General features: G+C 66.7%; 14 protein-coding genes and 2 pseudogenes. 11 read left to right on the top strand and 5 right to left on the bottom strand.

The window, feature by feature from the left end:
• Positions 1-17: 17 nt before the first annotated feature.
• The 7 genes from LZP97_RS15850 (at position 18) to LZP97_RS27395 (ending at position 5,826) form a co-directional block, all read left to right on the top strand.
• Positions 18-470 (top strand): MaoC family dehydratase, encoded by a 453-nt coding sequence (locus tag LZP97_RS15850; protein ID WP_003934628.1) that lies wholly within the window; start codon positions 18-20, stop codon positions 468-470.
• Positions 467-1,291 (top strand): alpha/beta fold hydrolase, encoded by an 825-nt coding sequence (locus LZP97_RS15845; RefSeq protein ID WP_234574793.1) that lies wholly within the window; start codon positions 467-469, stop codon positions 1,289-1,291. The genes LZP97_RS15850 and LZP97_RS15845 overlap by 4 nt, the downstream gene beginning before the upstream one ends.
• Before the next feature lie 186 nt (positions 1,292-1,477).
• Positions 1,478-2,512 carry an AraC family transcriptional regulator gene (locus LZP97_RS15840; protein WP_054371217.1) on the top strand — a complete coding sequence of 345 codons (1,035 nt, stop codon included), beginning with the start codon at positions 1,478-1,480 and terminating at the stop codon, positions 2,510-2,512.
• A 455-nt stretch (positions 2,513-2,967) separates the two neighbouring features.
• Positions 2,968-4,125: a YeiH family protein gene (locus LZP97_RS15835; protein WP_234574792.1), complete on the top strand. Its 1,158-nt coding sequence runs from the start codon at positions 2,968-2,970 to the stop codon at positions 4,123-4,125.
• Positions 4,126-4,597: 472 nt separating this feature from the next.
• Positions 4,598-4,927, top strand: coding sequence for a hypothetical protein (locus LZP97_RS27405; protein ID WP_326491660.1), 330 nt, complete (start codon positions 4,598-4,600; stop codon positions 4,925-4,927).
• A 1-nt stretch (position 4,928) separates the two neighbouring features.
• Positions 4,929-5,351 (top strand): hypothetical protein, encoded by a 423-nt coding sequence (locus LZP97_RS27400; protein WP_326491659.1) that lies wholly within the window; start codon positions 4,929-4,931, stop codon positions 5,349-5,351.
• Complete coding sequence (locus tag LZP97_RS27395) at positions 5,329-5,826, top strand: hypothetical protein (protein ID WP_326491658.1); 498 nt, start codon at positions 5,329-5,331, stop codon at positions 5,824-5,826. The genes LZP97_RS27400 and LZP97_RS27395 overlap by 23 nt, the downstream gene beginning before the upstream one ends.
• 432 nt (positions 5,827-6,258) lie before the next feature.
• On the opposite strand, the gene LZP97_RS15825 is transcribed toward LZP97_RS27395, so the two are convergent.
• The gene (locus LZP97_RS15825; RefSeq protein WP_234574790.1) at positions 6,259-6,810 is read right to left on the bottom strand and encodes a cold-shock protein; all 552 of its coding nucleotides are present in this window, start codon (positions 6,808-6,810) and stop codon (positions 6,259-6,261) included.
• A 211-nt stretch (positions 6,811-7,021) separates the two neighbouring features.
• Here LZP97_RS15825 and LZP97_RS27290 point away from each other — a divergent pair, with 211 nt between their 5' ends.
• From LZP97_RS27290 to LZP97_RS15810, 4 genes are all read left to right on the top strand, one after another.
• A complete protein-coding gene (locus LZP97_RS27290) occupies positions 7,022-7,717 on the top strand; it encodes a tyrosine-type recombinase/integrase (protein ID WP_267966264.1) in 696 nt (231 codons plus the stop codon).
• A complete protein-coding gene (locus tag LZP97_RS27285) occupies positions 7,696-8,091 on the top strand; it encodes a site-specific integrase (RefSeq protein WP_267966263.1) in 396 nt (131 codons plus the stop codon). Before LZP97_RS27290 ends, LZP97_RS27285 begins: the two co-directional genes overlap by 22 nt.
• Before the next feature lie 182 nt (positions 8,092-8,273).
• Positions 8,274-8,942: a hypothetical protein gene (locus tag LZP97_RS15815; protein WP_234574789.1), complete on the top strand. Its 669-nt coding sequence runs from the start codon at positions 8,274-8,276 to the stop codon at positions 8,940-8,942.
• A 15-nt stretch (positions 8,943-8,957) separates the two neighbouring features.
• Complete coding sequence (locus tag LZP97_RS15810; RefSeq protein WP_234574787.1) at positions 8,958-10,415, top strand: tyrosine-type recombinase/integrase; 1,458 nt, start codon at positions 8,958-8,960, stop codon at positions 10,413-10,415.
• Positions 10,416-10,465: 50 nt separating this feature from the next.
• Here LZP97_RS15810 and LZP97_RS15805 read toward each other — a convergent pair.
• From LZP97_RS15805 to LZP97_RS15790, 4 genes and pseudogenes are all read right to left on the bottom strand, one after another.
• Positions 10,466-10,732: pseudogene (locus LZP97_RS15805) on the bottom strand (ISL3 family transposase); the annotation flags it as partial.
• A gap of 338 nt (positions 10,733-11,070) precedes the next feature.
• A complete protein-coding gene (locus LZP97_RS15800) occupies positions 11,071-11,871 on the bottom strand; it encodes a transposase family protein (RefSeq protein WP_442792845.1) in 801 nt (266 codons plus the stop codon).
• Between the two features lie 32 nt (positions 11,872-11,903).
• Positions 11,904-12,044, bottom strand: coding sequence for a hypothetical protein (locus LZP97_RS15795; protein WP_234574783.1), 141 nt, complete (start codon positions 12,042-12,044; stop codon positions 11,904-11,906).
• A gap of 4 nt (positions 12,045-12,048) precedes the next feature.
• Positions 12,049-13,615, bottom strand: a pseudogene (locus tag LZP97_RS15790) (IS1634 family transposase).
• Positions 13,616-14,007 lie beyond the last annotated feature (392 nt).

The following is a 14,007-nucleotide window of genomic DNA, read 5'->3' as shown; positions in this document are numbered from 1 at the left end:
ACCCAGGAGGCCACATCATGACCACCACACTCGACAACCCGCGGGCGCTGCTCGATCTGGTCGGGCGCGAGCTCGGCCGCACCGACTGGCGCGAGATCACCCAGGAACAGGTGGGCCGGTTCGCCGACGCCACCGGAGACCACCAATGGATCCACACCGAGCCCGACCGGGCCGCGGCCGGACCGTTCGGCACCACCATCGCTCACGGCTACCTCACCCTGTCGCTGACACCGATCGTGCTCGCCGAGGTACTCACCTTCGACGACCTCGGTATGGCAGTGAACTACGGGACGAACAAGGTCCGGTTTCCTGCACCGGTCCCGGTCGCATCGGAACTGCGCGCCACGGTCACCCTCACTGCTGCGGCGGAGAAGCCCGCCGGCATCGAGGCAGTGTTCACCCTCACCTACGAGATCCGGGGCGGGGTGCGGCCGGTGTGCGTCGCCGAGGTCGTCATCGTGTACCGATGACCGACGACGCTCGTACCACGCGGCACGAGATCGCCGTGGGCCGGCAACGCATCCGGGTCCACGTCCGGCACGGGTTCGGAGTGCCGCTGGTGCTGTGCAACGGGATCGGCGCCGGGCTCGAGGTGCTCGACCCCTTCGTCGCCGCCCTCGATCCGGCCGCCACGATCGTCCGGTTCGACGTCCCCGGCGCCGGGGCGTCGCCGCCCTCGTTCGCGCCCTACGGGTTCGGTTACCTCGCGCGGCTCCTGGGGCAGGTGCTCGACCGGCTCGGCATCGGCACGGTGGACGTGCTCGGCTTGTCCTGGGGCGGGGCACTGGCCCAGCAGTTCGCCTTCCAGAACCCGCGCCGGTGCCGGCGTCTCGTGCTCGTCGCCACTGCCACCGGAGCGCTCATGGTGCCGGGGCACCCCCGGGTGCTTGCCAAGATGCTCACCGGTCGCCGGTTCACCGACCCCGGCCGTGCCGCGGCGCTCGCCGGCCGGATCTACGGCGGCACCGCGGCAGACCACAGCCACGACATCGCTGCCCTCTTCGGCGCCCAGGCCCAGACCGGATCGGCGATCGGCTACCTGCACCAGTTGCTCGCCGGCGCCGTATGGACCAGCCTGCCGCTGCTTCCCGCCATCCGCCAACCCACCCTGATCGTCGCCGGCACCGACGATCCCATCGTCCCGATCGCCAACGCCCACATCCTGCACCGACTGCTGCCGCACGCCACCCTGCACCGGCACGCCGGCGGGCACATCGAACTGATCACCGACGCGGCCGGACTCGCCCCGGTCATCGAGGCATTCCTCCGCGAACCCGGACGACGGCCATGACGATCGTCGACGCATGCCACCGTCCGCCCGGGCTGCGGACGATCCACCGATGCGCCCGGTGCTCGTGGTTCTCGATGCTCCCGACGACAATTTCGATCACTACCTGCCCGGGCGTGTCGCGACCCGCCCGGGCGTATCTTGAGGTGACCTAGGTTGTTCCCTCTGGGACGGGATGTGGGGTCGGACATGAAGCCGTTGGCCCGCTACGCCGCCATCACCGGGTATGCCGACCTGTGCGCGTCGCTGGGAATGGACCCCACGCCGTTGCTGCGCAGCGTCGGGCTCGATCCCACCGGTTTGGGGTTGCCGGACCGGTGGATCCCCGCCGTCGCGATCGCGCGTCTGCTGGAACGTTCGGCGGCCGCGGCCCGCTGCCCCGACTTCGGGCTGCGGCTCGTCGAGCGACGGCGCTTCGCCAGCCTCGGCCCGGTGAGTCTGGTCCTCCGGGAGGAACCCGACGTCCGCAGCGCGCTGAAGTTCCTGATGCGCTATCAGCACATGTACAACGAGGCCCTGCGGATGCGGTTGGTCGAGGCCGAGGACGTGGCGACCATCCGGGTGACACTCGAGTTGGGCGAGCCCGCCGACACCCGGCAGGCCATGGAACTGGTGATGGGGGTCCTGCACGGGCTGTTGCGCGATTTCCGCGGTGGCCGCTGGCAGCCACTGGCGGTCTGCTTCACCCACCTCGCCCCCGAGAACACCAGCACCCACCTCGAGGTGTTCGGGCCCATGGTCAAGTTCGACCAGGAGTTCACCGGAATCGTCCTCTACACAAGCGATCTCGACGCGCCCAACGCCATGTCGGGTCCCTCCATCGGTCCGTATGCGCGCCGGTACCTCGACACCCTGGACACCCGGCCGGAGGCGATGCTCGTCACCCGGGTGCGCGAGCTGATCGAACTGCTGCTGCCCACCGGGCGATGTTCGGTCGAACAGGTCGCCCGCAGCCTCGGGGTGGACCGGCGCACCGTGCACCGTCACCTCGCCGAGGCCGGGCAGAACTACACCGCGGTGCTCAATGCCACCCGCGTGGACCTGGCCGAACACCTCGTCGCCGGTCGGCGCTACTCGCTCACCGAGGTTGCGGACCTGCTCGGTTTCTCCTCCCCGAGCAACTTCTCCCGCTGGTTCAGCAACGAATTCGGCTGCAGCCCGAGGAAATGGCGTGCCGAACACCGGATCGATGCCGGCGTCGGAGCCGGGGGCGTGCCGGTATGAGACCGAGCTCCCGGATCGACGGTTGCGCGTGTCTTCCCGAGGCACTTCGGACCGGCGACGTGTCCCCACTCTGATCCGCACCGTCTCCTGACCTCACACCGATCCCACCGGCGGTGTGTGGCGTCGTCGATCGGCGTGGTCCGGACGTCGGGGTTCGGGAACTGCGCACGTCGCGTCCCATATGGAACAGATCGTGTCCCGACGCGAACAGTATGCCGTGCCGAATCCGGATACCGTGAGGTACGTCGCATTCGGGGTCCTGCAAGGGCAGCTCTCGGCGCGGTTGCTCGACGTGGCCCGCTCGATCGCGGCGCCGTTCATCGCAGCCGCCGGTCGTCGCGATGGGTCCGTAACGAACCGGCAGATCTCGCTCACCGAGCGAGAACGACGAACCGGCCACAGGCCGAAGACCCCGGCCGGGCCGAGTTCTCGTGCCGATACGTGGAAGAAAGAGAGTGTGCAGCGTGCAGGGTGCTATCGCGGCCGCGGAGACCGACCGCAGAGATCCCGACCACGACACGTCGGCCGGGCCGGCCACGCGCCCGGTTGCCGGGCCGGGACGCAACGGCGGCCGCGGCACGGGCATCACCCGGCACGTCTCGCTCGAACGCGCGCGTGCATCGCTACCCGGGTTGGTGTTGTCTGCCGCGGCGGCGGCAGTGGCCGTGGTCGCGGCACGCTTGCTCGGCGGGATCAGCCCGCTGCTGATCGCGATCCTGCTCGGCGCAGCGGTCGCGAATGTGAGGACCCTGCCGGCGGTATTCGAACCGGGTGTGACCGTCGCATCGCGGCGGCTGCTCCGCATCGGAGTCGCGCTGCTCGGTCTGCAACTGCTGCTGTCGAACGTGCTGGCACTGGGGTGGGGGACACTCGCTGTGGTCGCTGCCGTGGTGGGTCTCGGCATCGCCGGGTCGATGGTGCTCGGGAGGTTGCTCGGGATCGGCTGGACGCAACGGCTGCTGATCGCCTGCAGTTTCTCGATCTGCGGTGCCGCCGCCGCGGCCGCGGTCGACGGTGTGGTGAACGCGCGCAAACGGGAACTGGTGACCACGGTCGCGCTGGTCGTCGTCTTCGGCACCGTGATGATTCCGGCTCTTCCCGCGGCTGCGGCCGCCCTGGGCCTGGACTCGACTCAGGCAGGGATGTGGGCCGGCGCCGCGATCCACGAGGTGGCGCAGGTGGTCGCGGCCGGCGGCGCGCTCGACGCGGGCTCGTCGGCCGCGGCGGTGGGCGGCGGCGCCCTGGCCATTGCGGTGACGGTCAAGCTGGCCCGAGTGGCGCTGCTGGCGCCGGTGGTCGCCTGGATCGGGGTGGCGTCACGACGCCGCACCGCCACGCCCACCCAGACGAAGCGACCGCCCCTGGTACCGCTGTTCCTGATCGGATTCCTCGCGTGCGTGGCGGTGCGGGCCACCGGGGTTCTCGGACCGGCGTGGCTCGACGCCGCGCGCGTGACCCAGACCGCGCTGCTCACCGCCGCGATGTTCGCCCTCGGCACCGGGGTCCGGCTGTCCGTGTTGCGTGGTGTCGGGTGGCGGCCTTTCGCTCTCGCCGCCGGCTCCACGATCCTCGTCGTCGCGATCGCACTCACCGGAGTTCTGCTGGTCGGCTAGGCCGTGCATCTGCACGCGGGCATGCGCCGAGTCCGACCGACGACGAAGGGCCCCGGCTGCGCGCGGTGCGTCGGCCGGGGCCCTTCTGGAGAGCCGATGACGGGAATCGAACCCGCGTATTCAGCTTGGGAAGGTATTTCGGGGTTGAAACGTGTGTTCGAGCGGACTGCGCCGACCTCGCTGGAGTCTCTGTAACACCGCAGCTCAGAGGCGCGAATTGGTCCGGATCGGTTCGTTTCGGTTCGGCGTCGGCGCGGATCGGTTCGCCGTAGGTCGCGGCGTCTGCGCGGCGTCTCGCGTCGGTAGCTGAACCGCGACGGGACCGGGTAACGTCGTCCTCGTTCGGCCCGACGAGCGCCTGCGGCGCGGGACTGAATGAACGGATTCCCGGAAACGGGGCTCATGGGCTGGTGGCCCACACGACACCGCGCGGAGCGCGACCGAGTGACCAGAACCAGACTCAGGAGCAACAATGACCATTTCCCCGAGTTTCGACGTTTCCCAGCCCATCGGCTATATCAACGGCATCGCCGTCATGCCGTTCTTCGGCGCGGAGCGCGGCTACAACACTGAAGGTGACGTCCTCGTCAACGCCACCGCGGACGGCGTGGATCTGAACACGATCTGGCGAGAGCAGATGGCCGCTCTCGCGATCTTCAACGAGGAACGCACCGCGCTCGCGAAGCTGCTCAGCTACCCCACGACCCTCTCCGCGGATGCCGTGCCGCAGTCGCTGGGCGGCAGCTCCTTCGAGGCGAGCATCCGAGTTCGGTGTCTCTCAGAGCAACCGTGTGCCGAGTGACGTGCTCAAGCTCGGTTATACCTTCGAGGACCACGACCTCGCCAGCCGCTATACGTGGAAGTTCCTTCGTGACAGCACCGCGGATCAGGTGGCTGGGATCTTCGCGGACGTGCTCGCCGCAGACAACAAGCTCGTCAACACAACGATCCTCAATCGCCTGTTCGACCCTGCGCCGGAAGTCAACGAGTTCGGTGCGACGTGCTACGGGCTGTACACCGGCGACGACGGCATCACCCCACTGCCCTACCTCGGGAAGTCCTTCTCTTCGACCACGACGCACTACCTCGCGTCGGGTGCGTCCGTGATCCTCAGTTCGGACGTGGAGGCCGCGATCAAGGCCGTGACCACGAAGGGCTACGGGCGCCAGCCCGGCTCGAAGTTGCTGCTGCTCATAAACCCTGTTGCTGCTGCTCGTCAACCCTGAGGACGGCAAACAGGTTCAGTCCTGGCGCGCGGGTGAGGAGTCCCGGCCTAAAGAAGGCTCGGAGGCTGCTGGCCCCATCGCGAAGCACAGCTTCATCCCGTCTGCGTCCGCTCCCGCCTATCTCATGCCCGAGAACATCGTCGGCGAGGTCGCTCCGGGCCAGTATGGCGGTCTGCCGGTCGTCGGCAGCTACGGACCGGCGTGGGTGATCGAGTCGGAGCACATCCCAGCAGGCTACTTCACCGTCGTCGCCACAAGTGGCGCGGATTCCTCGAGCAACGTCATCGGTGTCCACCAGCACAAGGTTCCCGCATATCAGGGTCTGCGGATCATCCCCGGCAACCAGTCCCGCTACCCGCTCATCGACTCGTATGCGTCCAGGTCCTTCGCGGTCGGCGTCCGGCATCGCGGCGCAGCACTCGTCACACAGGTCACGACGAACTTGGAGTACACGCCGCCGTCGTTTGATTGGTAAGCAGCACTGCCCCTCAGGGAGATGAGTCAGGTGATTTTCGCATCCAGGGGCGCACACCAAGCCGAAGCAACGAAGGCACGGCAGGTCCAAGCGCGGGAGCGTGCAAAAGCTCAGCGTCGCAACACCCGCGGACAGTTCGCACCCGTCCGCGCCACACCGACTCCCGTGTCTCGCTCATGGCCGCGGGCTGGCGGAAGGACCGCACGTTGACTTGTCCGTGCCCTTCCGAGCGTCGTACGGATCGGTTGACTTGTGACGACAAGGGGCGTCTGCTCCGTGCTTGTAGTTCGCGGGGCAGGCGTTGCCAATAGCACCCTCAAGTGGATTTCTCCGGTTCACTACTCGGGGGTGCTGTTGTAGGTTCTGGCCCACTTTCCGTGACGGTCGTACACCAGCGGCCCAGGAGAGTGCAGTGGTTGAAGTTCTGAGTAGTCACCGTTGCTCAACGCGGGTGGCGCAGTATCGGTAGCCGTCCTGGTTGGTGACCTGTTGCCAGTCGAGAATGACGGTGGCACCAACTTCTAATGTCCGGAATCCTTCGGCGGCAATGTGACTGAAATGCGCCCAGCACCCGCCAGGGGTCTGAGAAGAATCGATCACTCCCCACCCTTCTTCGTCGTTCCAGATTCGTACGGTGCCGGATGTCTGTCCGCCGGACTTGGGCGTGGGCGGAGCCTGCTCGGATGACTCGATTGTTATTTTCTCGGCGGTGCCGTCTGCGCGCATCATCCACAGTCCGGATCGGAACGGCCGTCCTCGTCGGGCAACAGGTTGTCGCTCTGCTGGCCATGCTCGGGTGCATTCGTAGGTGTAGCCCGATTCCGACCGATCGAGCTGATGCCATTCGAATTCGACGTGATCGCCTTGGCGCAGTGCGGGAAACCCGTCAACCGCTACCGCTGCGAACCGGACGAGGCAGCCACCAGGGACATCGTCACCGTCGATCACACCTTGCATACGCTTGAGATCCCAGCTGCGGACCACTCCTCGACTCGTCACTGGCTCAGTATCTCCCACATCCCGTATTACCGAACGTTCCTGGTGGTGTCAGTGACCGAGCAAGATTCGCTTGCGGAGCAGGTCGAAGCCGGCTCGGCCGTACATCTGTCGTTTGAACATCTTAAAAGTTACGTGGAATCTGGCCGTGGGGACGAGCATGTCTCCTCGGTGTTGACCACGGAACTGAGGAGATGGCTTGAGCGGCACGGTGGTGTTGGAGGAGAAGTGGCCGGTGCCGGGCCGGCACGTGCAGGCGGCCGGGTGGCTGCGGGTGTGGACCGATCTCGGGCGGGCGCCTCGGACGATCGACGCCTACGCCCGAGGGCTGGCCGAGTACCTGCAGATGTGCGAACGGGAGGGCGTCGACCCGCTCACCGCCAGCCGGGCGCATGTCGGCGTCTATGTGCGGGAGCTGACCGAACGGCCCAGTCGTCGAGGCACGAACGTGGTGGCGATCGACTCCGGCTCCGGTCTGGCGAATGCCACTATTCAACAACGGCTGGTTCCGGTGCGGCTGTTCTACGACCACCTCATGGAAGAGGGCTTATGCGAGTCCAATCCCGTTGGCCGGGGACGTTTCTCACCCGGGCGGCGCGGCGGCGGACATCAGCGCGGGTTAGTGCCCCGGTTGACGAAGCTGCCCTGGATTCCCACCGAGCAGCAGTGGGCGGACATCCTGGCCCTCGTCGCCGTGGAGCCTGTCCGCAATCGAGTGATGCTCGCTCTGGCCTACGATGCCGCGCTGCGCCGTGAGGAGTTGTGCGCGCTGCGCACCGACGATCTCGACCCGGCCCACCGCACCCTGCGGATCCGGGCGGAGACGACGAAGAATCGGCTCGAGCGGGTAGTGCCGTACTCGGCTGCGACGGGGTGCTGCTGTCGGACTATCTGACGCACCGGGCGAGCCTGAGCAGGGCACGCGGACCACTGTTCCTGTCGGAGTCCCGCCGTAATCACGTCCAACCGCTGAGCCAGTGGACCTGGTCGAAGGTGGTGCGACGGATCGCGTTGGCCGCCGATGTTCCGCGGTTCTCCACGCACACCACCCGGCATCTGTGTCTGACCGATCTGGCCCGGATGGGGTGGGAGCTGCACACGATTGCGACCTTCGCCGGGCATCGTCACACGGACTCGACGCTGCGCTATATCCACCTGTCCGGGCGGGATCTGGCCGACAAGCTCGGCCGCGGCATGGACCACATCCACGCCCGGCGCATCGCGATGCTCACCGGTGTGGACGCCGCGGCCGCAGGAATGCCACGGTGACCGCGCCACTGTCGGAGACACCCCAACGATTCCTCGAAACACGTTGGTGTTCACCGATCGTCGCACCTCGCTTCGATACCGCAGTCGAGGTCCGAGTCGAGGAGACACGGGCCATCGGTGAACTCGGCGTGCGCAACCTGCGGCGGCTGCAGTCCCACGATCCGACCGCGCCGGGATAGCGTGTGATCAGGAGACTGCTGCGACCGCTGGAGACGGTCAACGCCGGGCTGCATTCGCCCGCCACCGCGCATCGGCGACGCGCCATGGCCGATGCGGGCGCGGTGCTGCTGATGCGCTGCGCCGAGACGAAGCGGACCTTCTGGGGCTGGACCACGCAGGAATGGGTCGATCTGCTCGGCCGGGATCTGGCCGAGTTCCGCCGGAACGCACCCGCCTGGGCCGGCGACGAGGCCCGCCCCTATCTCGCCGCGCACGCCTACCTGCTGGGCTCGTTCACCGAGTTCGACCGGCTCGGCAGCTTCCAACGACTGACCTTGTCGTGGCGAATCTTCGGGCGTGACCGAGTCAGCGGCGAGATCACCCGGGTCCGTAAGGTGCTCGCCCAGTGGGGGTATCGGCTCGGCCGCGACGACGACACCCTGCTGCCGATGGTGCTCAGTCAACTGTTCCTGCTCGACGGCAGCCCGCACCTCGAGGATCTCGGCACCGACCTGTTCGATCGTGTCCGCCGTGACGGACTGCTCGGCGGGGCCCGGCTCAACACCGTCCATGCCGTGCAGCGGGCCGTGAGTTCACTGGAATTCTGTGACCCACCGCCCGCGACGACCAGTCGTGGCACTGCTCGAATCGGCGGCAATGCGCAGATCTGGCAGCAATGGGTCGACCGCTGACACGCGACCTCGACATTGACACCGCGGGCACGCGGGAACGTCCGGTCCCGACTGCTCAAGGTCGGTCGTTGGATCGCGGCCGAGCATCCCGATGCCGCCGACCCGGCCGCGTGGACCCGGCAGACCTGCGCGGCCTGGGTCGCCGCGGTGGACCGGATGAACGTCGGCGACTACGTGCACCGCACCACCGGACTCGAAAAGCGTCTCGGCAAGCCGCTTGCGGCCTCGACCAAGGACGGTCACCTGTCGGCGATCCGGAGATTCTTCGCCGACTGTCAGGAATGGAAATGGCTGCCGCGTCGCTTCGATCCGGGGCGCGCACTGGCCACCCCGCGCAGCATCACCGCGCTGCTCGGCCCGGACCCGCGGGTGATCGCCGACGAGAGCTGGGCCAAGTTGCTGTGGGCGGGGCTGAATCTGTCGCAGGCCGATCTCCCCAAGACGCAGTCCGGGCATTTCTACCCGTTCGAACTGGTCCATGCGATCACGCTGACCTGGCTGTTCTCCGGGCTGCGCAGCGACGAGATCGCCCGCCTGCGGGTCGGCTGCATCCGCTGGCAGCACGACGCTACCCCCATCGACGGCGACTCCGATCAAGTGCTGGTGCGTGATGTGGTCTGTCTGCTCGATGTTCCAGTGCACAAGACCGGAACTGCGTTCACCAAGCCGGTCGATCCGATCCTCGGCCAGGCCCTCGATGTCTGGCAGGCGATGCGCCCCTCGCAACCGCAATGTCACGACCGCCGCACCGGCGAGCGCGTCGACGTGTTGTTCGCCTTCCGAGCCCGCCGGGTGTCCTCGTCCTACATCAGCAACACGGTCATCCCGATGCTCTGCCACAAGGCGGGTGTTCCGACCGCCGACGTCCGGGGGAACATCACCAGCCACCGGGCCCGATCCACGATCGCCAGCCAGCTCTACAACGCCAAGGAGCCGATGACTCTGTTCGAGTTGCAGGCATGGCTCGGTCACCGCTCTCCGCAATCGACCCAGTACTACGCGAAGATCACCCCGACCGCGCTGACGCGGGCCTACACCGACGCCGGCTACTTCTCCCGCAACGTCCGCACCATCGAGGACCTCATCGACCGTGACGCTGTCACCTCCGGCAACATCGGAAATGAAAAGCCATGGCAGTACTACGATCTCGGGCACGGATACTGCACCTACACGTTCTTCGAGCAATGCTCCCACCGGATGGCGTGCGCCCGCTGCGACTTCTACGCCCCCAAGGCATCCGGTAAGGGGCAACTACTGGAGGCCAAGGACAATCTCCAGCGCATGCTCGCCGAGATCCCCCTCAGCGACGACGAGCGCGCTGCCGTCGACGACGGCCAGGTCGCTCTCGACAATCTCCTGGAGCGACTGGTCGACGTTCCCACGCCGACCGGCATGACGCCACGTGAGATCGGTGTTCCGGCGACCGCGACGCTGCTACCGATCGTCCCGATAGACCAGCGCACACGAGAATAACCTTGACATCTCAGATTCCACAGAATGATGCGGTTGACGTGGCCTTCGACGGCGCCGGAACTGTATGGCAGAGTCAGGCCGTTGCGCACCGCATCGTGATCGGCTTCGAGGCCCCGGACAAAGCGATGCAGGTGCGGAAGGTCATCGGCGCGGACGGCGGCCATCCACGCGTGGAGGTTTTCCCCGCGGCGTTCGGTGAGCATCTGCGCGAAGGCGGTGACATGAATGGCGGTGGCCTCGAGATGTCGACAGCTGGCCAAGACCTGTTTGAGTCCGATCTTGTCTTCATCGGTGAGATCGTCGGGATGGCGCAGCATCCAGGAGGTGATCTGCCGGACCTTCGGCACCGATCCTCGAACTGGAGCAGCCCCGGCCTGACGCAGCGGACGAAGATAGGTCCGGACGGTGGTGTAGCTGCCGCGATACCCCCTTGTCCGGAGTTCCTCGTAGAGCTCGGCAGCGGAGGTCTGTCCCTCATTGAACCGGGCATGGAGGTACTCGGTGAACCCGTCCAACAGCCGGGGACGACCGGCCGTCGGAGCCCCGAGCAGCTCGTCGGCATTAGCGGCCCGGTAGAAGCGGCGCACGGTGTTGCGTGCCAGACCGAGCTCTCGGCAGATCGCCGCGATGGAGAGCCCTGTCGCTTTGAGGTCCGCTACCTGCGCGAAGCGACGCTCCGTACGTTCAGCCCGGCCCGAGCTCGTGTGGGAGACACCGAGTATCTCACCGACGATCTCCCGTTGTTTCTCATGAGATGTGCACGCAGCGCCCGCCTCCGGTTTGAGCGCAGAGCGCAGGCAGTGGTGATGCGCGGCAACAGTTCTCTCGACGGTTTCGGCCAGGTTGTGCCACAGATGCCAGCAGTCCGCGACTTCGATCGCCGCGGGTGCGCCGGTGCGGGCGGCCTCGGCGTAGGCGCCGCGCGATCGCGGCAGATGGCCGCGGTTGCGGGACGCGTGGCCAGCCATGCGGCCACGGTGTCGGCGCGCCGATCGGGCAGGACATCGACGGGACGGTGGGTGCTCATGTCCACCAGGACGGTGCCGTAGCGATGCCGTTTGCGCAGGGCGAAGTCGTCAATCCCGAGCACCTCGACCGGGCGTTCCGGCGGATCCGGTAGGACGCGGACCAGCCGCAGTGAAGTCGAACGACCCACGTGCATTCCCAGGGTTGCCGCCAAGCGTGCTCCGGCGCGGCCGGCCAGCGCCAACCCGATGCGCTCGAGAATCCCGGTCAGTTGCGGGGTGCGCCGGACCTTCGTCGAGGTCAGACCGTCGATCTGTTCGGCGAAGGTCCGTCGGCTGCACTCCGCGTTCGGGCACAGAAACCGACGCACTCGCAAGATCAGACAACTGGGCCGGTTACCGACCGCGGCGTCGGCGAGAGTGCGGTCGTATCGACTGTGGACCCGCCGCGACACACTCCCGCACTCCGGACACGATGCGGACTGGGCCAGCGGAAATACCCGGATTCAGATCCCTCCCGCGGTTACGTCGACGGAATCGAGTACCCGACCTTGCGCAGGTCGCCTTCCTTCTCCGCTTCGAAGTACAGGGTTGTCACGTCGTACAAAATCAGGGACAAGTCCCCGCTGGTGGCGGCACGGGCGAAGCATCGCCCGAGTTGCACCAGATTAGTGTGCCAACCCTGACCGGGGATTCGCGATGCCGAGGGAATCGAGGATGTGCACGGCGTCGTCGGTGAGCGGATCGAAGGCGGTGTGCTCGTGGCCGGCGATCGTGATGGTGACTTCCTGCAGGGGACGCAGGGTCCGCACGATCTTCCGGATCGACATCCCGGTCGCGTCCTGCAGGTAGCGTGAGATCGCCAACGCGGCGAACACGATGGTCAGGTGCGCCTCGATGGAATCGCGGGTGTGGCTGAAGATCGGGCGGGCCCGTAGGTCGGTCTTCGACATCCGAAACGACTGCTCGACATGCCACAGATCGTGATACTTCGCCATGACTTCCTGTGGATTCATCAGCGAGACAGGCAGGTTCGTCACGTAGCCTTTCAGCCCGATCAGGGAACGAGCCCGGGCCAGAGCATCGGTATCGAGGGATTTGCCCTTCGCGGTGCTCTTGACGAACCGCGGTGCTCTAGCAGCACGGGTGCCGTCGACGACCTCCCGGGCCCGGGTTTCCTGCGCGTTCAGAGTCTGGTTGTCCCGCAGGGCACGCTTGGTCGAGTACGCCCAGATCGCCCGCCACGCCGTCGTGTCGGCCGGCTCCCACACCGGCTCGCTGCGACGGGTAAGGTCGTTGACCGTGCTCTTGGCGTGCCGTGGGGTGACGGTGTCGATGACCTGCCCGTCGGTGAATACGTCCCCGTTCCAGTGGAAATGACTGGCCAGATCCGCCGGCGCCTTCGTCACCCGCGATCCGACGATGAACTTCAGTCCGGCGGCATCGAGATCCTTGAGATTCGTCGCCGACAACATCCCGGCGTCGGCGGCGATGACCATTTCCACCCCTCGATATTGTGGCGGGCCTGGAACTGTCGCACGATCGGTACGATCGTGCGGGTCTCGGCGTGGTTTCCTTCGAAACATCCGATCTCCAAGGGGAATCCGGTGCGGTCGACGAGCAGCCCGACGACGATCTGCGGGTCGACCCGCCGCTCCTTGGAGTAGCCGACCTTACGGAGCTCGTCTTCCTCTCCGCTTCGAAATACAAGGTCGTGACGTCGTAGAGCAGCAGGTTCAGATCCCCCGTGGTGGCGGCATGCTCGAAGCAGCGTCGTGCGATGTCGTCGCGGTACCCGTGGGCGATGCATCGTTGCAGGGTCCGCACGAAGGTGTTGCGGTGGGCCGGGGCGATCCCGATCTCCCGCAGCACTCTGCCCGCATCCGCAACCGACGTCGGCTCGACGAGCCGGGCTGCCACGAGCTGGAAGAACGCGTCGTGGTCGACCGCATCGAAGCCGAGACGTCGCCAGGCCGCAGCGATGACCTCGATCAGCCAGCGGGAGCGTTTCCCGGTGATTGTCGGTGCAGAGCTGGTGGTGCCCAGGTCGAGGTCGAGCTCTTGCTGGCCGGCGAGCAGTTTGGTTCGAGCGGTTTCGAGCAGGGCGGCGAGTTCGCTGTCGGTGTGGGCCGATCCGAGGTGCTCGAGGACCTTGTCGCGGCGGCCCTGCTTGGCCGCGATCTGCACCGCGGTTGCTCCCGAGGCGGTGCGGACTTTGCGGATGTAGGCGGCCACGGGGCGGAGTCTACCGAGCCGTTAGTGTGCCACTTTCCGGCAACGCACCGCCGCTACCTGCACAAATGTCCGCGACTACCCCGGAAACCGACTTACCTGGTGCAACTCAGGTCGTACGCGGACTCGCTCAGCGCGGGCGAGTGGGACAGTGTTTGTTCTCGTCGGTGTCGGGCTGTTCTGGGCTGTCCCGAACTATTCAGCCGCCGTCGGAACCGGACGGGCAAATCGAACAGGTCGAGCAGTTCCCGGCACAACCGAGCGTGTCGGTCTCTTCAGCCCAGAGCCTTGGACTTTCCGCGCCAGGCGTCATCGAGCTCGACTGTAAGGACGCCGATGCGGCCTACCCCTTCCGCTACGACGGACTGAAACTCATCCTTCCGTCAGGCGACCAG

The organism is Rhodococcus sp. DMF-1, from assembly GCF_021441945.1.
Lineage (GTDB): Bacteria > Actinomycetota > Actinomycetes > Mycobacteriales > Mycobacteriaceae > Rhodococcus > Rhodococcus ruber.
The sequence above is the reverse complement of the archived record's forward strand: the minus strand, read 5'-3'. Positions and strand labels throughout refer to the sequence as shown.

What these genes read in the sequence shown, in the direction of transcription:
- LZP97_RS15845 (WP_234574793.1), top strand. Translation starts at nt 467, where the DNA reads ATGACCGACGACGCTCGTACCACGCGGCACGAGATCGCCGTGGGCCGG.
- LZP97_RS15840 (WP_054371217.1), top strand. Translation starts at nt 1,478, where the DNA reads ATGAAGCCGTTGGCCCGCTACGCCGCCATCACCGGGTATGCCGACCTG.
- LZP97_RS15850 (WP_003934628.1), top strand. Translation starts at nt 18, where the DNA reads ATGACCACCACACTCGACAACCCGCGGGCGCTGCTCGATCTGGTCGGG.
- LZP97_RS27405 (WP_326491660.1), top strand. Translation starts at nt 4,598, where the DNA reads ATGACCATTTCCCCGAGTTTCGACGTTTCCCAGCCCATCGGCTATATC.